The organism is Streptomyces sp. NPDC050528, from assembly GCF_044457795.1.
In the GTDB taxonomy this organism is placed as follows: domain Bacteria; phylum Actinomycetota; class Actinomycetes; order Streptomycetales; family Streptomycetaceae; genus Streptomyces.
Window position 1 is genome coordinate 460,103 of the sequence record NZ_JBITHH010000001.1, and the last position, 20,463, is coordinate 480,565.

Below are 20,463 nucleotides of genomic sequence, written 5' to 3' on the forward strand. Positions count from 1 at the left end.
TGTAACCCTGCTGTGGCTGAAAAGGCTAGCGGTTCAGTCCGCGAAGTCGATCCGGCGCAGCACGTCCGCCGCGTCCCGGTCCAGGAGGACCGCCGAGCCGACGCCCCGGGGCAGATCACCGCGCTCCACCGCGCGCAACAGGCGGGCGGCCGCCCTGCGGTGGCGCAGGAACGCGTACCGCGAGACTCCGCGCCCGCGCTCGCGCTGGCCGCCGAGCGCGGTGCCCGGGGTGACGTCGAGGAACACCAGGTGCAGCGTGCCGCCCCGGCGCCCGGCGGCGCGGGCCAGCCAGCCGCGCACCCAGGTCTGCGTACCGCAGTCGTGCACGACTGCGCCGGACGCGGAGCGCAGGGCTCGGCGCAGTCCGGCGTAGTGCGCGAGGCGGACCAGGGGGCGGTAGACCGCGTACGGGAGGGCGCCGGACATGCGGGCGTCCCAGCGGTCCCGGGTGTCCTGGCTGTCGACGCGGACCCCGTCGCCGCCCGCCACCGCGCGCCGCATCAGCGTGGACTTGCCGCTGCCGGGCAGGCCGGTGACCACGACCAGGTCGCGGGGGCCGAAGCGGAGACCGTGCGGGCTGTGCCCCGCGCGCTCGCGGAGATCGCGGACGACGGGTACCGGGCGCGCCGGGCATGCCTCTCTGGCCGGGGCCGAGGGCTGCTTGGGCAGCGCCGCGGCCGAGGTCGTGGCGTACACCGTGGTCCTTGTCACCGTGATCGTCCTCCCTGCGGGGTCAGGAAAGGTTCTCCCCACTGAACGTAAAGAGAAGGTAATGCACGGTGTCTCGCGGTTCCGTTCGCTTCCGGCCACAGGCCTGTTACAAAGCCTGTGCGATGATGTGCCCGCCTAACTGCATACCGGCCGCTTGAATCCGCGCGGGAGAGTCCCCAGACATACGTCGTCAGTCGTACGACGCCTGGGGCGCCGAAGGAGCAAGTCCCTCCCTTGAATCTCTCAGGCCCCGTTACCGCGCGGGCGAGGCACATCTGAAAAGCGGACCGCCGGCGACGGTGGTCCCACCCAAGGTGCAACCCATGGCCCGTGCGTGTCCCGCTCGGTCATGGCGAACCTCTCAGGTCCCGATGACAGATGGGGAGGAACGACCTCGCCGTCATGCCTTGGGAGACCCGACCGATGAGCAGTACTGCCACCCCTGAGAAGCGCCGTACCGCGCTCGACGCGCTGCACCGCTCGCTCGGTGCCACGATGACCGACTTCGCCGGCTGGGACATGCCGTTGCGCTACGGCTCGGAGCGCGACGAGCACCTCGCCGTCCGCACGAAGGCCGGCCTCTTCGACCTCTCCCACATGGGCGAGATCACGGTCACCGGACCGCAGGCCGCCCAGCTCCTCAACTACGCCCTCGTCGGCAACATCGCCTCCGTGGGCCTCGGCCGCGCCCGCTACACCATGATCTGCCGGGCCGACGGCGGCATCCTCGACGACCTCATCGTCTACCGGCTCGCGGAGACCGAATACATGGTCGTCGCCAACGCCTCCAACGCCCAGATTGTCCTGGACTCGTTGGTCGAGCGGGCCGCCGGCTTCGACGCCGTGGTCCGCGACGACCGTGACGCCTACGCGCTGCTCGCCGTCCAGGGTCCCGAGTCCCCCGGCATCCTCAAGTCGCTCACCGACGCCGACCTCGACGGCCTGAAGTACTACGCCGGTCTGCCCGGTACGGTCGCGGGCGTCCCCGCGCTGATCGCCCGTACCGGCTACACCGGCGAGGACGGCTTCGAGCTGTTCGTCTCCCCCGCCGACGCGGAGAAGCTGTGGCTCGCGCTGACCGAGGCCGGGGCGCGGGTCGGCCTGATCCCGTGCGGCCTGTCCTGCCGCGACACCCTGCGCCTGGAGGCCGGGATGCCGCTCTACGGCCACGAGCTGTCGACCTCCCTCACCCCCTTCGACGCCGGGCTCGGCCGGGTCGTGAAGTTCGAGAAGGACGGCGACTTCGTCGGGCGCGGCGCCCTGGAGGCCGCCGCCGAACGCGCCGCCTCGCAGCCCCCGCGCGTCCTCGTCGGACTCGTCGCGGAGGGCCGCCGGGTCCCGCGCGCCGGGTACCCCGTCGTCGCCGACGGCCAGGTCATCGGCGAGGTCACCTCCGGCGCCCCCTCCCCCACCCTGGGCAAGCCCATCGCCATGGCCTACGTCGACGCCGCGCACTCGGCGCCGGGTACGACCGGTGTCGGCGTGGACATCCGGGGCAGTCACGAGCCGTACGAGGTCGTGGCGCTGCCGTTCTACAAGCGCGAGAAGTGACAGTCGTCGTAGCGTCACGTCTGTGATCCGGGTGACCAGGGGCGGACCGCCCTGTCCGTCGATGCCCGTATGCAGTCCCCCATTCATCAGCACTCCCCCGCGTACAGGAGAATTCAGGCCATGAGCAACCCCCAGCAGCTGCGCTACAGCAAGGAGCACGAGTGGCTGTCGGTCGCCGAGGACGGCGTCTCGACGGTCGGCATCACCGAGTACGCGGCCAACGCGCTCGGCGATGTCGTCTACGCCCAGCTCCCCGACGTCGGCTCCACGGTGACCGCGGGCGAGTCCTGCGGTGAGCTGGAGTCGACGAAGTCGGTGTCCGACCTGTACTCGCCCGTCGGCGGCGAGGTCACCGAGATCAACGAGGACGTCGTGAACGACCCCTCGCTGGTCAACTCGGCCCCCTTCGAGGGGGGTTGGCTCTTCAAGGTGCGCGTCGCGGAGGAGCCGGGCGACCTGCTCTCCGCCGACGAGTACACCGCGTTTTCCGCCGGCTGAGGAGTCGTACACCCACATGTCTGTACTGAACACGCCCCTGCACGAGCTCGACCCGGACATCGCCGCCGCGGTCGACTCCGAACTGCGCCGGCAGCAGTCCACGCTGGAGATGATCGCATCGGAGAACTTCGCTCCGGTCGCGGTCATGGAGGCGCAGGGCTCGGTCCTCACCAACAAGTACGCGGAGGGGTACCCGGGCCGTCGTTACTACGGCGGCTGCGAGTACGTTGACGTGGCCGAGCAGATCGCGATCGACCGGGTCAAGGAGCTGTTCGGCGCCGAGTACGCCAATGTGCAGCCGCACTCGGGCGCCTCCGCGAACCAGGCCGCGCTCTTCGCGCTGGCCCAGCCCGGCGACACCATCCTCGGCCTGGACCTGGCGCACGGGGGTCACCTGACCCACGGGATGCGACTGAACTTCTCCGGCAAGCAGTTCGACGTGGTCGCCTACCACGTGGACCCGACGACCGGTCTGGTCGACATGGCCGAGCTGGAGAAGCTCGCCAAGGAACACCGCCCGAAGGTCATCATCGCGGGCTGGTCGGCGTACCCGCGCCAGCTGGACTTCGCGGAGTTCCGTCGGATCGCGGACGAGGTCGAGGCGTACCTCTGGGTCGACATGGCGCACTTCGCCGGGCTGGTGGCGGCAGGCCTCCACCCGAACCCGGTCCCCTACGCGGACGTCGTCACGTCCACCACCCACAAGACGCTGGGCGGCCCGCGCGGCGGCATCATCCTCGCGAAGCAGTCCTTCGCGAAGAAGCTGAACTCCTCCGTCTTTCCCGGCTTCCAGGGCGGTCCGCTGGAGCATGTGATCGCCGCGAAGGCGGTCTCCTTCAAGGTCGCCGCGAGCGAGGACTTCAAGGAGCGGCAGCGGCGTACCGTGGAGGGGGCGCGGCTGCTGGCCGAGCGCCTGGTGCGGGACGACGTGAAGGCCGTAGGGGTCGACGTCCTGTCCGGTGGTACGGACGTGCACCTGGTCCTGGTCGACCTGCGGAACTCCGAGCTGGACGGCCAGCAGGCCGAGGACCGGCTCCACGAGGTCGGCATCACGGTCAACCGCAACGCCGTCCCGAACGACCCGCGGCCCCCGATGGTCACGTCCGGCCTGCGCATCGGCACGCCGGCGCTGGCGACCCGCGGCTTCACGGCCGAGGACTTCGCCGAGGTCGCGGACGTCATCGCGGAGACGCTGAAGCCGTCGTACGACGTGGAGGGCCTGAAGGCCCGTGTCACGGCGCTGGCGGAGAAGTACCCGCTGTATCCCGGGCTGTAGCCCATAGGGGACACCGGCGCACACTGGAAGGTGCGCGCCGGTGTCCTACCCCTTGCACCACCCCGCACGTCTTGCGTTCTGAGGAGTCACCGTGGCCATCTCGGTCTTCGACCTGTTCTCGATCGGCATCGGCCCGTCCAGCTCCCACACGGTCGGCCCGATGCGGGCGGCCCGCATGTTCGCGCGCCGGCTGCGCAACGAGGACCTGCTGGACGCCGTCGCCTCCGTCCGCACCGAGCTCTACGGCTCCCTCGGCGCGACCGGCCACGGCCACGGCACCCCGAAGGCGGTGCTGCTCGGCCTGGAGGGCGAGTCACCGCGCACGGTGGACGTGGAGGGCGCGGACCAACGGGTCGAGCAGATCAGGGAGTTGGGCCGCATCCGGCTCCTCGGCGAGCACGAGATCCCCTTCTCCTACGACAACGACCTGAAGCTGCACCGCCGGAAAACCCTGCCGTACCACGCGAACGGCATGACGCTGTGGGCGTACGACGCGGCGGGCACCGAGCTGTTGTCGAAGACGTACTACTCGGTGGGCGGCGGTTTCGTCGTCGACGAGGAGGCGGTGGGCGCCGATCGCATCAAGCTGGACGACACGGTCCTCAAGTACCCGTTCCGCACGGGCGACGAGCTGCTGCGGCTGACGCAGGAGACGGGCCTGTCGATCTCCGCGCTGATGCTGGAGAACGAGCGCGCCTGGCGCACGGAGGAGGAGATCCGGGCCGGGCTGCTGGAGATCTGGCGCGTGATGCAGGCGTGCGTCTCGCGGGGCATGTCGCGGGAGGGCATCCTGCCGGGCGGCCTGCGGGTCCGGCGCAGGGCGGCCATGTCGGCACGCCAACTCCGGGCGGAGGGCGACCCGTTGGCGCACGCGATGGAGTGGATCACGCTCTACGCGATGGCCGTGAACGAGGAGAACGCGGCGGGCGGCCGCGTGGTCACCGCCCCCACGAACGGCGCCGCCGGCATCATCCCGGCCGTCCTGCACTACTACATCAACTTCGTGCCGGGCGCCGACGAGGAGGGCGTGGTCCGCTTCATGCTCTCGGCCGGCGCCATCGGCATGCTCTTCAAGGAGAACGCCTCCATCTCCGGCGCCGAGGTCGGCTGCCAGGGCGAGGTCGGCTCCGCCTGCTCGATGGCGGCGGGCGCCCTGGCCGAGGTCCTCGGCGGCAGCCCCGAACAGGTCGAGAACGCGGCCGAGATCGGCATGGAACACAACCTCGGCCTCACCTGCGACCCCGTCGGCGGCCTCGTCCAGATCCCCTGCATCGAACGCAACGGCATGGCGGCGGTGAAGGCGGTGACCGCTGCGCGGATGGCGATGCGGGGGGACGGGTCGCACAAGGTGTCCCTCGACAAGGTCATCAAGACGATGAAGGAGACGGGGGCGGACATGAGCGTGAAGTACAAGGAGACGGCTCGGGGCGGGCTTGCGGTGAACATCATCGAGTGCTGAGGGGGTCGGCCCTGAGCAGCGCGTTCGTGTCTTTCGGCGCTGTCAGGGCCTTCCGTGCCTACGCGGCAGAAAGTCCCGAAAACTCCCTGGGGTGTCCATGGGCTGGGGCCGGTTCCAAGGCCGGGAGAGAGGGACCAGCGCTCACATCGCGCCGCCTACGGGGGCCGCTCGGTCGTCCGCCGGAGAATACGGAGGATGGCGCTTGTTCTCGCACCACAAGAGCACCGGGCACGGTGCCGGCTGCAGGAAGAGAGCCTTCTGGCGGCGTCCCCTCAACCGGTATCTCATCCGGTACGGCGTCATCAAGAAGGGTCTCAGCGGAAATCATGCCCGCCAGCTCTCAGGGATCTCGTCTCCCTCCGCCGTCATGCACTCGGTCATCAGTGCGCGGAAGGCAGGACCCGCGTGGGCGTATGCGATCGGGCCGAGGTCGCCGAGAAGGAAGTCCTCCGTGGCGAGGGAAATATTGTCCCGCACGTAAGCCTCGGGAGACACAGCGGCTCGTTCGAGCAGATCGAAGGAACGGATCAGAAGGTCCTCTGCGCCTTCTGTATCCGGGGACTCCAAGGCCGGGACAATGATGGCCGTGAAAAGGTCGAAGGCCAGAGAGTACGGATTGAGCTTCATGTGATCGAGATCTTCAGGATCTCCGCCCGATTGTTCGGCGTTTTCCCGTTCTCTCGTCACACAGCGCTCGAATTCCGGCACGCTGCGCAGAATTTCCGGGAAGAACGTGGACACCGTGATCGGCTCGGTCATGGGAACTCCTGGGAACTTCGGACGGTGCGGCATTGACCCCCTGTCGACGCCGCAGGGGGTCAATGCCGCACCATGTCTGTGTCTCATGCCATGGGCGCGGCTTCGGCGTAGCACTCGTTGAAGAAGACGCATCCGACGCCTTCGCCGTCCGGGACCATACCCAGCGGGTCGAGGAGGCTTTCCAACGTGCTTCTGGTTCCTTCCTTCCAGCCGTAGTTGTACACATCGGCCGGGTATTGCCCCAGGGCCGCCGCGGAGCCGACGATACCGAACCCCTTCATGAAGCCCTTCATGCGCAGGGGCTCACCACTTTGCCGGGGGCGGGGATTGGGTGACCGGTCCCGGGGATCCACCTCGAATTTCTGGCCGGTGATGTCGCTGACAGCCTGCTTGGAGACGATGTTCTTGCGTACGCCTTCGAGCCCCTTGCGCACCGATTCGTCACCGTTGACGTAGGTCGTCACATTGCCGGTGACATCGTTAGAGTTGAGGGCGGTCCAGAGTTCCTTCGCCTCGCCATGGGCGATCTTCAGATCGTCGTCGGAGAGGAGGCTGGTACCGCTCCTCATCTTCTGGACGCGGTTCTTTTCAAGCAATTCGGAAAGACGCTTCATAAGGTCGGCCGCCTTGGCGATGTGCCATTTGGCGCCCACTGGCTGCCCGGAGTTGAACTCCTCGATGAGGGCCGTGGCGACCTTTCCGTTGCCCGTTGCCGTGGTGGCCTGATCGCGGATGTAGATGGCGGCCAGGATGTTGTGCAGGTCGGAGTTGACCACGACCGGTGGCTTGGCACGCGGCTTGTGCAGGCCCGGGTTGTCATTCATAAGCCGCTTCTGTTCCCGCTCGTACGCCATGCGGTCCGGGTCGTAGAGACCGGTCGGGTCGCTGTGCGTCACGGGGTTGTTGTGGCTGTAGGCATAGCCGTTCGCCTGGAGCGGGTCGCTCATGTCGATGACCGGGTCGGCGGAGATGAAGCGGCCGGTGGACGGGTCGTACTCGCGGGCACCGAGGTGGGTGAGGGCGGTGGCCGTGTCATCGATTCCGGCGCCGAGGTAGGTGTGGCCGTTGGGCCAGGCGGACGGCTTGACGCCACGGGTCTCGCCGTAGGGCTTGAAGGAACGGCGTGTGTAGGGCTGGCCGGCCGTCTCGTCGACCGAGGTGACGGCGGTGCCGAGCGGGTCGTTCAGCAGGATGCTCAGTTTGTGGCCGGTGGTGCTGCCGTACCGGGTGGAGCGGACCGTGGTCGGGGCGCCGGACTGGCCGTACATGCGGGCTGACTGCATGACGTTGCCGTTGACGTCGACGGAGACCTCGGTGTCGCCGAGGTAGAGGACGCTGCCGGTGGCTGAATGCTGAAGGAGGCGGTTGCCGTCCGCGTCGTAGACATAGGTGGTGCGGTCGGCGGGGGTCCACTGCTGGGCGGCGGCGGCGTTGCAGGTGTAGAGCTGAAGGTCGGTGCTGTCGCTGTCATTGGCGCCCGGGACATCGACGCACTTGCCGGAGGCCGGGTTGTACAGGCTTTTGTCGGCGGAGCGGACGTTGAACTTCTGAGCGGCGCTGCCGTCGCAGGTGGCGAGGAGGATCTTGGTGCCGTTGGCGGTGCCGTTGGCGGCGGCGCACTTCCCCATGACCCGGAGGGTGTCGCCGGTGAGTTTCCACTGCTGGGCGACGCTGTTGTTGCAGCGGTAGAGCTGGATCGGGCTGCCGTCGGCGGTGGAGGCGCCGGCGTCGTCCAGGCACTTGCCGGACAGGCCGACGATCGGGCCGGAACCGTCGCCGAAGCCGCTGGTCTCGGTGACCTTGTTCTCGCTGTTCCACAGCAGGCTCTGGGAGCCGCCGCCCAGAGTGCGGGTCCTGGTGTTGCCCGTGGCGTCGTAGGAATAGGTGGGATCGGTACCGGTGGCCTGGTCGGTCTTGGTGAGGGTGTGCGGCTGGGTCAGGGTGGGGGCGCTGGTGCCGTTGCCTGTCACCAGGGTGCCGTAGGAGTACGTACTGGTCGCGTCCAGCGCGGAGTTGGCGGCGCTGTGCTCGGTGAGTGACGCGCGATTGCCGGCGATGTCGAAGGTGAACGACTGCCAGTATGCGGTGTCGCCGGTCGCGACGGTCCCGGAGGCGGGCGCGGCGGCGGTGAGCGAGGAGGTGAGAGCGCTGTCGGGGGTGGTGGTGTCGCCGGCGGAGTCGGCGGCCTCGGCGACCGGGCCGGCGGAGGTCTGGCCGTCCTCGCGGTAGCCCCAGACAGCGCCGTTCGCGGACTTGCAGCCGGTGCCGGCCGTGCCGACGGCGGTGCTGGAGGTCCAGGCGTGCACCAGTTCACCCAGGTTGTCGTAGGTAAAGCACTGGTTGTCCCAGGTAGAGGCTGCGGCGTCGGTGAGCTTGCGCGCCGAGGAGGTGATGTTCCCGGAACGGTCGTACGAGTAGTAGGTGTCCGCCAGCCGGTGGGAGTTCGTCGTCTCCCGATCCCAGACCGAGCGTTGGAGGCGGCCACTGGGCTCGTCGATGAAGTTGGTGGTCCACACTCGGTAGGGCTGGGGGCCGCTGGCCGTACGCAGGGGTTCGCCGTACGGGGAGTAGGTGACGTCGCTGGTGTACCAGGTCAGGCCGGAGGTGGACTCGGCGAGGCCGTCGCTGTCGTAGCGGGTGACGACCTTCTCCCTGGCGAGCCCTCCGATCGCGGGAAGCGTGACTGTCAGTGGCTTGCCGGTGGGGGTATAGGTGTACTGGTAGGCGTATGTGCCGGACACCCCCTTGGTGTCGGCATGGGCGGGGATGGTGATCTCGCGGCCGGTGGCCCGGTAGTCGGCGTCGTAACCGGTGATCTTGTTGACGTAGTCGCCGGTGGCGTCGTGGCGGGTGGAGGAGACCGGCTTACCCAGCGCGCCGGTCATGTCGTATGAGAACTCCTTGGTGGGCGTCGCGGTGGTCGAGCCCTCGCGGACCGCGGTGACACGGCCGATCTCGTCGTAACTGGTGTAGATGCTCTTCAGCAGCGAGTCCGTGACTCTGGTCTGACGATCCAGGTCGTCATAACCGAACGAGGAGGCGCCCGTGTCCGGGTCGGTGGAGTCGGTGAGGCGGCCGCGGGCGTCGTAGGTGTACGTCCAGATGTTGCCCGCGGGGTCGGTGACCTTCGTGCGGGCGCCACGGGCGTCGTACCCGTACTTGGTATTGCGCCAGTGGCTCAGGCCGACGTCGGTGTAGTGCTGGACAAGGTTGACCCGGCCGAGGGCGTCGGTCCAGGTCTTGACGGACGGGGAGGCGCCGCCCGGCGAGCGGGTGAGTGTCCAGTTGTCGCCGTAGCTGGTGGAGGCCGAGTACACGGCTTTGCCCCTGCGGACGGTGGTGGTCTTGACCGGCCGCTCCAGGCCGTCGTACGCGGTCCTGGTCAGGCTGGGGACGACGCTGTCGCTCTTGCGCTTGAACTGGGCGGTCTCGGGCTCGCCCTTGGCGAGGTAGGTGCCGGTCTGCTCACGGACCAGGCCGTGGTCGTCGTAGCGGGTGTCAGTGACGATCCGGCCAGGGCCGTGGGCCTCGCTCTGGATCTGGAACGGCCGCATCAGACCGTCGTAGATGGTGACCTGTTTCGCGTAGCTGCCGTTGTCGCGCAGGGTCTGGACAGTCACCGCGGTCGGCTTGGTGACGCTGGCGGTCGCCTTGGCCATCTGGTAGATGATCTTCACGTCCGGGTCCTGGGTCCCGGCGGAGCGGGACGCCGACCATCCCTTCACCAGGCGGCCCAGCGCGTCGTACTCGTTCCGGGTGACCCTGCCATTGGCGTCGGCGACCGTGAGGGGCAGTCCCCGTCCCGGGTCGAACGTGCTAGTGGTGGTGTGCCCCTTGGCGTTGATGGTCTTGACCGAGGTGAGCGGGCCACCGGCGTCGGCTGGGGTGTACTGGGTCTCCGTGATGCCCTTGAGAGGGTCGGTCAGCTTGCGGATCCGGCCCAGCGGGTCATAGGAGGTCTTGATGACCACCGGGTATCCGACGCCCGAGCCCCCCGGCGTGGCCGTGCTGGTGGGCAGGCCCCTGGAGGGGGTCGCACCATAGGCTCCGTCGTCGTAGCTGGTCTGGGTGGCGTTGATCAACTGGGTCGCGGGGTCCGCGGAGGCATAGCCGGCGCACGAGGTCGCAGTGGTACGGGCCTGCTTGGGCAGGCCGATCAGGTTGGCGCCCTCGTTGTTCGCGTACTCGGTTCTGGCGCAGGTGTAGTCGCTGAATTTCTCGCCTCCCGTGCCGTCCGGCTTGACCACGACTGTCTGGACCTGGACCGGAAGGCCGTGGTCGGGATCCACTTCGGTCTCGGTGCGCACTGTCTGACTGGAGGAGTCGACGGTCTGGATGGCGTCGGTCCGACGGACACCGGTACGGAAGGCGAGCAGTGGGGAGAGCTTGCCGTCTCGGGCGCGGGAGGCGGTCTGCTTCGACCAGGGGAAGTTGAGGGTGCGCTTGAGGAGGCGGCCGCCGGTGCCGTCGTAGGTAATGGTCTCGGCGGTCATCCCCGCGTACTGGGCGGCGTCGTCATCAAGGAGAGTGACGCTGCCGGTGGAGTCCTTGACCGCGCCGCCCGCACCTCGGAAGTAGCGGGTGACCGCGTACGACTGGGTCTGCGGGACGCCGACGGTGGCGCCGTTCTTGGCGCCCTTGGCGGTGGCGACTTCGCGGTAACCACGCCAGACGCTGTAGGTACGCAGGGACGGCTTGGAGAACTCGTCGTCGTCCATCGCCCAGGCCGCATCCTTGTAGGTGTAGTGGCTGGTGACGCGGTCCGAGACTCCGGAGATCCGGTCGGTCTCGGTGACCGAGGAGACGACGTACTTGTTGAACCAGGCGATGGCCGGCTTGTCCGCCTCGCCGTCCGGCGACCAGCGCACCGGAAAGCAGGTGCCGTGATTGGTCTCGGGCGACACATCGGGCTGGGACTTGCAGCCGCCGTCGTAGGTCACCTCGATGTCGGCACCGTACTCGGTGGTCACGGTGCCGATGCGCGGGCGGGTGAAGCCGGGACGTGGGTCGTTCTTGGAGCGGGGGACGAGATTCGGTAGCTGCTGGTCCTTGAGATAGCTGCCGAGCGGGTCGCCCTTGTCGGTGACGTACGGACCGAAGCTGACGCCGGTCTCGCTCTGCGGGGTGCCCGTGTCGTCGCCCGGGGCGTAGCCGGTGCGGGTGATGGAGTTCAGCCACAGGCCTGGTGAGGTGTTGTACCAGTCGCGGGGGAAGGACTGGTGGAGGGTGTAGGTGTCCACCTTGCCGAGACCAGTGACGCCGGGACGGGCGGCCTCCGTGGTCACCGACGCCAGACGCGTCCGCGTCCAGAAGGAGGGGAAGGCAGGGCAGAGTTTGGAGCCGGACTTGCAGTTGAGATTGCCGGGGGTGTCCCACCAGGGACGGTAGGAGGCGGGGTTCTTGGTGTCATCGAACTTGGCCGGGGCGCAGGATCCGTCGGTCTCCAGGCAGCGCTCCGCGGCGTTGAGCAGAACACGCGCGGAGGGTTTGGTGAGGTCGGCGCTGCGTAGGCCGTATTCGATGCTGGTGGGGTAGCCGCCACGGACGTACTTCACCGGGTTCTTGAACTTCTTGTTGGCGGCGTAGTAGTTGGTCTCCGGCTGCCAGTTGAGGATCATGGCGTTGCCGTGGACGTCGACGACCTTGTCCAGGCCCCATTGCCAAGCCTGGTCGCAGCGCGAGTCGGCGAAGGCGGCCGCGTGGCAGGGCTCGTCGGGGTGGTTGCCGAAGACAGGCACGGTGAAGACAGAGCTGGTGTCGGCGTGACCGCCGCCGACCTTGTTCAGACCGTAGAAGTACCGGGTGCCGTCGGTGGTGGTGACGATCCAATACTCACCGTTGTCATCGCCGTTGTCGCCACCGGTCTTGCGCTCGATCCGGGTGCCGTCGTCGTCCTGCGGCCGGTAGACGTCGGTGTCGCCGACCCGGACCAGCTCCACCGTCTTGCCGCGCAGGGACATGACGGCGTTGTACGAGACCCAGCACAGGTCCGAGGTCCGGTTCTTCTTGGCGGTGTTGTTCGGGGCGGCACCCCCGTCCGTGTCTTCACGGTCGTCCTTGCAGGTGCGGTAGCGGCGCTCGATGTGCCCCGGGTCGTACTCCCAGCCTTCGCCGACCCAGGAGGCCTGCGGGGAGGAGACGGCGGTCCGACCGTCGACGGACTGCGAGTTGTAGTTGAACGCGACCTCCGGGGCGGGCCCGGCAGGAGTGGGCGGCAACTCCAGCGGATACGACCAGGTGAAGCCGCCGGAGGCGTTGCCCGCCGCCCACTTGCCGTCGGTGACCAGCGGGGTCGCCTTGAAGGAACCGGCCGCGCCACCGCCGGAGTCCACCGCGCCGACCACTGCCTTGTCGCCGGTGGCTGCCGCCGGATGGACGTACGACGCCTGGAGAATCCCCGAAGACCCGGAAGCACTGCTCGTCGAGGCCGAGGTGACCGTGCCGTCAGCAGTGGTGTCGACGGTGGCGGTGACGGTCTTGGAGCCAGGGTCGTTGACCGTCTCCAGCTCTGTGTATGCCTGGCATTCCTCCAGGTCGGGGGTGGTGAGGTAGCACTCGGGGAACTGTACGAACTCCAGACGTGAGGCCCAGTCGGCGCCGTAGAGGTTCTCGTACGTCTTGTAGCTGAGCTGGACCGAGATCGGCACCGAGCCGGTGGAGGGCGCGGTCACGGTGACCACCGCGCCGTCGACGCCGTCGGAGACCGTCGCCGTGCGGGCGGCCACCGCGACCTGCCAAGTACCGGTCGGCGCGGGGGCGTCCGGGGCCTGGCCGAGCTTGACGGGGAGAGAGCCGGCGGGCGTGTAGTCCGCCGGGGTCACCGTGGCACTGCCGCCCAGGTCGGCCGTCTGAGTGGAGCCGCCGAAGGAGACCGCCGCGATGCCGGAGACGGCCGGGGTGGTGGTGCCGGCCGGGGCCTCGTCCTGGTTGTCAGGGGCGTCGACCGCGATGCTGTCGAGCTTGGCATCGCGGGTCGAGCCACTGACCAGTGGCTCGACGGGCAGCTGCTCCAACGCGACGTCCTCGCGCGGCACTTCGGCACTGCCCGGATCCGGGGGCGCGGCCATGGCGTCGACCGGCAGCAACGCCAGTGCCAGCGCCAGGCCCACGGCCGGGAGCAGAGCGGAGCGGCGACCGCGCCAGCGGCGCGCGGACGTGAAGACAGGCACAGAAACCCCCCGGACGGCATGAAGCGGCCGCCTGGGCAGCAGGGCTACGCACAGGTGAGGCCGCGTCAAGAACGGCCCGATTCTGTGGTGATGTTGTGGGTAAAACCAGAGTTCCCTGTGACTTAGTGGTGATCATCACGCCGCGTATCGGTTAAGTGCGCTCAAAGACGGACCCAAGGGCACCCCAACAGACCGCAATGGAACGGTCATTGAAAACCGACGCGTGACGGCAGCCGCGCCTTCGGACATGATCTGGTCCCGTTGTCCGAGGGGGAAAGGGAACGCGCGCATGACGAGCAGATGGCCGATCAGACGTCGCCGCATATCCGGTCGCCGGGTCACCGCGGCGGCCGTCGTAGCCGCCGTCGCGGCCGCCGGTCTGACGTACGCGGGACTGAACGGCAGCGGCGACGGGGACCGGCCGCACACCGGGGCACAAGCCCGGCACAGCGCACCGCTGAGCGAGGCCGGGGCGGCGGCGAAGGCCGCGCGGACCGGAAAGCCGGTCGAGGTCACCGGGCTGCGCACGGCCTACGAGACCACGTGGGCGCGGCCGGACGGACTGCTGCAGCGCCAGATCCACTCGACACCGATCCGGGCCAAGGTCGGCGGGACGTGGCGGGCGATCGACACGACCCTCACGCACACCGCGGACGGCTGGTCTCCCCGGGCGACGAACGTGCGGATGACCTTCTCGGCGGGTACCCGAGCCGGCACCCGGTCGAGCGACGAGCGGGCCGATCGCGGCGCGGGCGTTCGCAGGGTGCCGTTGCTCGCTCAGGCGGACGCCACGACGTCCAGCGCGCTGGTGACACTCAGCACGGGTGACCACGACATCGTCCTGACCTGGCCCGGCGCCATCCCGACGCCCGTCATCGACGGCTCCCGCGCGCTCTATCCCGAGATCCTGCCCGGCGCGGACCTGGTGTTGACGGCGGACGACGGCGGCTTCGCGCAGTTGCTGGTGGTCAAGACCCGTCAGGCCGCCGCCGATCCTCGCGTGACGCAACTCTCGTACGGTCTGTCCTCCCCCGATCTGAGCTTCTCCCTGGACCCGACGACCGGCATCGTCAGCGCCGACGACCCGGATGGCGAGGAGGTCGCGGTCTCCCCCACTCCGTTGATGTGGGACAACTCCGGCACCCCGGCGCTCACCGACGGCCAGGCAGGCAGCAACGCATCGCCCACCGCATCCGAGAGCCTGTCCTCGGACGTCACCGGCGCACCGGACGACTCGGAGTCACCCACGGACGCCTCGCCCGAACCCAGTGACAGCGTCAACGACGGTGACGACGCGGACACCGACAACGAGGCATTGCCCGACGCGACCGACGAGGCCCCCGACCCATCGGCCACCGAGAGCGAAGCGGCCCAGCCCTCCGTACCGGCCGAGGCGTCCCCGGACCCCACTCACAGCGGCGCGGCGGCAACACTCGACCTGGCGTCGCTGGCGGGCCCGCAGCCCGACTCGCGGGGCACGGTCGTCGAGACCGACCTGAACGGCTCGACCTGGACCCTGACGCCGGACCAGGACTTCCTCACCGACCCTGACACCGTCTACCCGGTCTTCATCGACCCGTCGGTGAGCAAACACACCAACGACTGGACGACGGCGTACAGCCGCTACCCGAGGGCGAACTTCTACAACGGGCGGAACTTCAACAAGGGGACGCATGAGGCGCGCGTCGGCTTCGAGTCCGACACCTGGGGCACCGGCCGCTCGTTCTTCAGCATCGACTGGAACCCGGACCTGAAGGGCGCTTCCGTCATCAGCGCCAAACTGCACGCCCTGGAGACCTACGCCTGGTCGTGCAGCGCCCGCACCATGAACGTGTATCTGACCGGACCGATCAGCAACAAGACGAACTGGAAGAACGCCCCGAAGATGACAGCCGGCAACAAGCTCGCGAGCAAGAGCTTCGCGCACGGCTACAAGTCCGGAACCTGCCCGGACGACTACGAGGCCTTCGACGTCAAGTCCGCCGCGCAGAAAGCCGTCGCGGGCGGCTGGGACACCCTGACCATCGGCTTGCGCGCCGGGGACGAGAACTCCGCGTACAGCTGGAAGAAGTTCCAGGCCGACGGCGGCAACGACCCGTACGTCGAACTGGTCTACAACCGCCCGCCCGCCGCGCCGTCACACCTGGACCTCGACCCCGACCTGTCCTGCGACACCAGCTCGCCCTACATCAATGTCGGCGCCTCCTCGATCACCTTCTGGGCGAACTCCAGCGACAAGGACTCCAACCTGGCCTCCGTGCGCTTCGAGTTGTGGCCGACCGGCGGCAGCGGCAATCTGCTCGGCGCCAAGGGCAAGGTTTCGGTGGGCAGTCAGACCGACTCCGCCCGGGTGCACACCGATCCCTTCTCCACCAGCGGGCTCAAGAACGGCGTCAAGTACTCGTGGCGGGCGAAATCCGTCGACAAGCGGGGCAGTTCCTCCGCGTACACGCCCAAGAAGACCCCGTGCCGCTTCGTCTTCGACAGCGCACGGCCCACTCCGCCCGTCGTCACTTCGACGCAGTTCCCCGACGCGGACGCGAAGGACAACGGCTTCGGGAACGACGACGAGGACTCCAAGTGGAGCACCGTCAAGTTCGGCACGGCGGGCTCCTTCACCTTCAAGGCCTCGCAGACCGATGTCGTGAAGTACGAGTACGGCTTCAACACGGCCAGTTACACCGGCTCCTCCGCCAGGACGAACGGCGCGGCCACCTCCACCCTGACCACCTGGTCCAGCGCCAAACCCCCGCTCGCGGGGCCCAATGTGCTGTACGTACGGGCCGTCGACGACGCGGGGAACGTGTCCGACCCGCGGAAGTACTTCTTCTACGTCACCCCGCGCGACGACGCCGACGCACCCGGCGACTTCACCGGCGACAAGCTCCCCGACCTGATGGTCGTGGACGCGAACGGCAACCTGCGGATGTACCCGGGGCGCGCCACGACCGATCTGTCCAAGGGCGCCGGCACTCTCGGGTACTCGATGTCCGGCGCCTACCGCGAGAACCCTGCGAAGGACCCCAACGGCGGGGACGACGACGTGCCCCTGTACGTGGCACCGCCCTCGGGCTACTGGAAGAACACCCTGATCGCACACCTCGGCGACGTCTACGGCGGCGACGGCCTGCAGGACCTGATCGCGGTGCGCGAGGGCAAGCTGTGGGTGTATCCGGGCGACGGCTACGGGGCGGTCGACATCGGCAGGCGCCACGAGATCCTGCTGCCGGCCGGTGCGCCGGATCCCTCCACGATCACCCAGATCGTCTCAGCCGGCGATGCCACGGGCGACGGCAAGCCCGACTTCTTCCTCACGGTCGGCGACGCGTTGTGGACGCTGATCGGGTACAACGGCGCCACCGTGGACGAGGCCAGGCAACTGTCCGCGTCGGCCTGGACGGAGCGTGACCTCGTCACCGTCCAGGATGTCTCCGGCGACGGCGTCACCGACGTCGTCTACCGCTCGGACGCCAGCGGACGGCTGCTGTTGCGCAAGGGCATCAAGGACACCACGGCCGGCGGGGTCGACACCGGCTCCCTTGCCTCGGCGGCCGCCTCCTCCGGAGGCACGGACACCGAGTACGGCGCCTCCGGCTGGGGCAGCTCCAGCATCAGGTTCCTCTTCGGCACCCCGGACGCCAACGGGGACGGCATCCCCGACATCTGGACCCTGAGGGTGGACGGCACGGTGCGCTTCTACGCCGGCAGCCGCACAGTCCTGAGCGGCTCGGGTACAGAGATCATCAGCAGCGGCTGGCAGAACAAGCTGGCCATCGGCTGAACAGGGTGGGGACTGTCACGGTGGCTGCCGCTCCGTTGCAGTCCCCACCGCTTCACGTGCGCATGCCTGGCGTGATGACCTCGCGTCACTGCGGTCCAAACTCGCCCATGGCAAATCCGCAACATCATCGAGTGCTGAGGGAGTCGGCCCCTCAAGGCCGATACACCATCCCCGCCTTGGCCCCCGCAGGCGCAAGCAGTTGGGACACCGTGACGATCGTGTAGCCGCGCTGCCTGAGCGCCTTGATGATGCCGGGGACCGCGGGCACAGTCCCCTTGTGCAGGTCGTGGAGCAGGATGATGCCGTCGCGGTGGGTCTGGTCGAGCACGCGCTTGGTGATCAGGGCCGAGTCGGTCGTCTCGTAGTCCTTGGCCGTGACGCTCCACAGGATCTGCGCCAGGCCCAACTCCCGGCAGATACCGGCCACTTGGCGGTTCGTACGGCCCTCCGGTGGGCGCATCAGGACGGGCTTCGTGCCGGTGATGCGCTCGATGGCGTCCTGGGTGCGGGTCAGCTCCAGGCGGGCGTCGGTCGCGTCGATGCGGGTCAACACCTTGTGGTTCCAGGTGTGGTTGCCGATCTCGTGGCCCTCGTTCGCGATGCGGCGGACGATCTCCGGGTACTTCGCGATGTGGCCCTTGCCCTGGAGGAAGAACGTCGCGTGCAGATGGTTCCGCTCAAGGATGGTCAGGAGACGGGGAGTTGTGGGGCTCGGACCGCCGTCGAAGGTGAGGGCCACGCACTTCGCCCTACGGCAGTCGACGGCGCCCGCGGCCACCGGTCCCGACGCCTTGTCGCGGGCCGCGCGGGGTGACGTGTGGTCGTACGTCGTGACCGTCAGGGCCAGTGTCACCGTCACGGCGAGGACGGTGGCCGTGACCGCCGCGAGGGCGATGAGCAGCCGGGACCGGCGTATTCGTCTGAGCCTGGAGAAGGGCATGGGAAACCTCGACTTGTGACGCGGGAAAGGGTGTTTGCGAGAGGAGAGATGGGTGTTGGGTGACAGGCGTTGCCTGACCGGTCAGGCCGACTTGTGGCGGATCCACCACACGCACAGCCCCGCGAGCCCCACCGCGAGCAGCAGGCACAGGCCCGTCTCCGCCCACTGCAACGGCCACAGGTGGGACGACGGATGGAACTCCGCCCAGCGGCCCGTTCTGCCGTGCCGGGCAAGGCAGTTGGCGTAGTCGTCGGTCGCGTAGCAGCTCGGCAGGTCCGGAACCCGGCGGCCGGTCGCGTCGACGGCGCCCTCGGAGAGGACCCACGCGTTCGACGGGGCCACCGCGCCGGTCGTGTGCTGGACCGTGGTCACGGTGGTGGGCAGCAGATACCCGCGGACCGATTCGAGTACGTACATCGCCGCCGCGCTCAGGACCACCGTCGCGCCCATCGCCAGGACCGTGCGGCGCAGGATCAGGCCCGCCGTCACGCCGATGAGCAGGGAGAGGACCGACAGGCCGACCACCACCGGGCCGATGCTGTCGTACGGATACCACTGCCACCAGGGGAACCAGGCCCCCAGCAGGGAGCCCGCCGGCCGCCACCACCAGGTCATCGCGGCGGCGATCGTCCCGCTGATCAGGATCGTGAGAACGACGGGGACCAGCAACTTGGCCGCGAACCAACGGAGGTGCGTGACCGACTGCGTGCACACGGTCCGGTAGGTGCCGGACTCCAGCTCCTGTGCCAGTTGGGGGCCGCCGAGGAAGATGCCGAAGACCAACGGCAGCGCGAGCATGGCCTGGAGGGGGCGGCGCATCGGGAACTGGTACGTCCGCGTAAAGGAGTTGAGCTTGTGGGAACAGTCCCCTGCCGGGACCGTGGTGCCCCGGCACGCGTTCAGATGACCCTGCGCGATGGCCGTCGTCATCTCCTGGTGGCGCACGATCGCGAACGCCGCCACGGCGACCGCGACACCGATGCCGATCCAGAACGCCAGCCGGTTCTGCCGCCAGACCAGCCAGGTCGGGCCCCGTAGTCGTAGCCGTGGCATCCGCCGCGAACTGGGCCTGGGTGAAAGGACGTTGGCGGTCATACCGTCACCCCGTGGTGGGTGCCGGGGTGGGCCGTAGGGGTGATCAGCGGGGGTGCGTCCTCCGTGCGGAGGTGGGCCAGCAGCAAGTCCTCCAGGGTCGGGAGGGCCGGGTCGTGGTCCGCCGGGAGGGGGCCTCGCGGGCGGATCAGTGCCGTCGTACGACCGTCCGCGCTGCGGGTCTCCACGGTGACCTGGCCGGGGAGTCTCGCCAGCCGGGCCGCGTGGGCGTCGGGGGCGGAGACGGTGCGGTGGGCCGCGATGAGTTCGGCCACGTCGCCGGCGAGTCTGACCGTGCCGTTGTCGATCAGGACCAGGAAGTCGCAGGCGCCCTCCAGCTCGGAGACCAGGTGGGAGGACATCACGATCGTCGAACTGTGCTGGGCGGCCTCGGACATGAGGAGGTCCATCATCCGGCGCCGGACCAGCGGGTCCAGGTCGGCCATCGGTTCGTCGAGGAGCAGCAGCCGGGGGCGTTTGCCCAGGGCCAGGGCGAAGGCCACCCGGGTGCGCTGGCCGCCGGACAGGGTGCCGACCCGGGCGTCCAGCGGGATGTCGCCCGCGGCGATGATGCGCTCGGCGGTCTCCGGGTGCCAGGTCGGGTTCAGCTCGCGGCCGATGCGCAGGGTGTCGGAGACCCGGAAGCGTGGGTAGAGCGCCTTCTCCTGGCCGAGGAACGCGGTGTGCCGGCGGGCCTCGGCGGACCGGGCCGCGTGTCCGCCCAGCCGGATGGTGCCGGTGCTCGGTTCCAGCAGACCGGCGGCCAGCGACAGCAGGGTCGTCTTGCCGGCGCCGTTCGGGCCGACCAGCGCGCAGACCCGGCCGACCGGCAGCCGGAACGAGCAGTCCCGCAGCGCCCAGCCCCGCCGGTAGCGCCGGCCGAGGCCCACCACTTCCAGTGCCGGATCAGTCATGGTGCGGCCGTACCCGTGCGGCGAGGACCAGCACCGCGGCACCGGCGAGCACCAGGGCGAGCCTGATCAGCGCCGGGCCGTAGCCGGGGATTCCGAACCCCCAGCTCGTGAGGTGGGCGTAGAGCCGCTGGGCGAGCGGTACTCCGCCGCAGAGTGCGAGCAGGGCTCCGGACAGCAGGAGGAGGTTCTTCTTCAAGACCGAGCCTTCCGTGAGGGATCCGATGTGACTCCCGGAACGCTAGGAGCGGCGGTCCCTGGGCGGCTTCGGCTCAAAGTCGGTGCTCTGACCTCGCCGTACGACCTAAGTCTCTAG

At 68.8% G+C, this 20,463-nt stretch carries 12 protein-coding genes and 1 riboswitch; of the genes, 5 read left to right on the plus strand and 7 right to left on the minus strand.

Annotation, left to right across the window (positions count from 1 at the left end; translation table 11 throughout):
- Positions 1–33: 33 nt before the first annotated feature.
- The gene (locus tag ACIBK4_RS02200; protein WP_398992913.1) at positions 34–717 is read right to left on the minus strand and encodes an AAA family ATPase; all 684 of its coding nucleotides are present in this window, start codon (positions 715–717) and stop codon (positions 34–36) included.
- A gap of 149 nt (positions 718–866) precedes the next feature.
- Positions 867–980: riboswitch (glycine riboswitch) on the plus strand.
- 154 nt (positions 981–1,134) lie between these two features.
- On the opposite strand from ACIBK4_RS02200, the gene gcvT reads away from it, so the two are divergent.
- From gcvT to ACIBK4_RS02220, 4 genes are all read left to right on the plus strand, one after another.
- Positions 1,135–2,262, plus strand: a complete 1,128-nt coding sequence (gcvT, locus tag ACIBK4_RS02205; RefSeq protein WP_398991264.1) for a glycine cleavage system aminomethyltransferase GcvT — start codon at positions 1,135–1,137, stop codon at positions 2,260–2,262.
- 120 nt (positions 2,263–2,382) lie between these two features.
- Complete coding sequence (gene gcvH / locus ACIBK4_RS02210; protein ID WP_366434191.1) at positions 2,383–2,760, plus strand: glycine cleavage system protein GcvH; 378 nt, start codon at positions 2,383–2,385, stop codon at positions 2,758–2,760.
- Between the two features lie 16 nt (positions 2,761–2,776).
- Entirely contained in the window at positions 2,777–4,036 is a 1,260-nt protein-coding gene (glyA, locus tag ACIBK4_RS02215) for a serine hydroxymethyltransferase (protein ID WP_398991267.1), read from the plus strand.
- Between the two features lie 91 nt (positions 4,037–4,127).
- Complete coding sequence (locus ACIBK4_RS02220) at positions 4,128–5,495, plus strand: L-serine ammonia-lyase (RefSeq protein WP_398991269.1); 1,368 nt, start codon at positions 4,128–4,130, stop codon at positions 5,493–5,495.
- A gap of 324 nt (positions 5,496–5,819) precedes the next feature.
- Here ACIBK4_RS02220 and ACIBK4_RS02225 read toward each other — a convergent pair whose 3' ends face one another.
- Together ACIBK4_RS02225 and ACIBK4_RS02230 are read right to left on the minus strand one after the other, a co-directional pair.
- Positions 5,820–6,254 (minus strand): hypothetical protein, encoded by a 435-nt coding sequence (locus ACIBK4_RS02225; protein ID WP_398991271.1) that lies wholly within the window; start codon positions 6,252–6,254, stop codon positions 5,820–5,822.
- Between the two features lie 83 nt (positions 6,255–6,337).
- Positions 6,338–13,423, minus strand: coding sequence for a ricin-type beta-trefoil lectin domain protein (locus ACIBK4_RS02230; RefSeq protein ID WP_398991273.1), 7,086 nt, complete (start codon positions 13,421–13,423; stop codon positions 6,338–6,340).
- Between the two features lie 289 nt (positions 13,424–13,712).
- Here ACIBK4_RS02230 and ACIBK4_RS02235 point away from each other — a divergent pair, with 289 nt between their 5' ends.
- Positions 13,713–17,204, plus strand: coding sequence for a DNRLRE domain-containing protein (locus tag ACIBK4_RS02235; protein ID WP_398991275.1), 3,492 nt, complete (start codon positions 13,713–13,715; stop codon positions 17,202–17,204).
- A 151-nt stretch (positions 17,205–17,355) separates the two neighbouring features.
- On the opposite strand, the gene ACIBK4_RS02240 is transcribed toward ACIBK4_RS02235, so the two are convergent.
- The 4 genes from ACIBK4_RS02240 to ACIBK4_RS02255 all read right to left on the minus strand — a co-directional run bounded on the left by ACIBK4_RS02240 (position 17,356) and on the right by ACIBK4_RS02255 (position 20,346).
- Positions 17,356–18,144 carry a polysaccharide deacetylase family protein gene (locus ACIBK4_RS02240; protein WP_398991277.1) on the minus strand — a complete coding sequence of 263 codons (789 nt, stop codon included), beginning with the start codon at positions 18,142–18,144 and terminating at the stop codon, positions 17,356–17,358.
- A gap of 81 nt (positions 18,145–18,225) precedes the next feature.
- A complete protein-coding gene (locus tag ACIBK4_RS02245; RefSeq protein WP_398991279.1) occupies positions 18,226–19,239 on the minus strand; it encodes an ABC transporter permease in 1,014 nt (337 codons plus the stop codon).
- Entirely contained in the window at positions 19,236–20,150 is a 915-nt protein-coding gene (locus ACIBK4_RS02250; protein WP_398991281.1) for an ABC transporter ATP-binding protein, read from the minus strand. The genes ACIBK4_RS02245 and ACIBK4_RS02250 overlap by 4 nt, the downstream gene beginning before the upstream one ends.
- Positions 20,143–20,346, minus strand: coding sequence for a hypothetical protein (locus tag ACIBK4_RS02255; RefSeq protein ID WP_398991283.1), 204 nt, complete (start codon positions 20,344–20,346; stop codon positions 20,143–20,145). Before ACIBK4_RS02255 ends, ACIBK4_RS02250 begins: the two co-directional genes overlap by 8 nt.
- Positions 20,347–20,463: the final 117 nt, after the last annotated feature.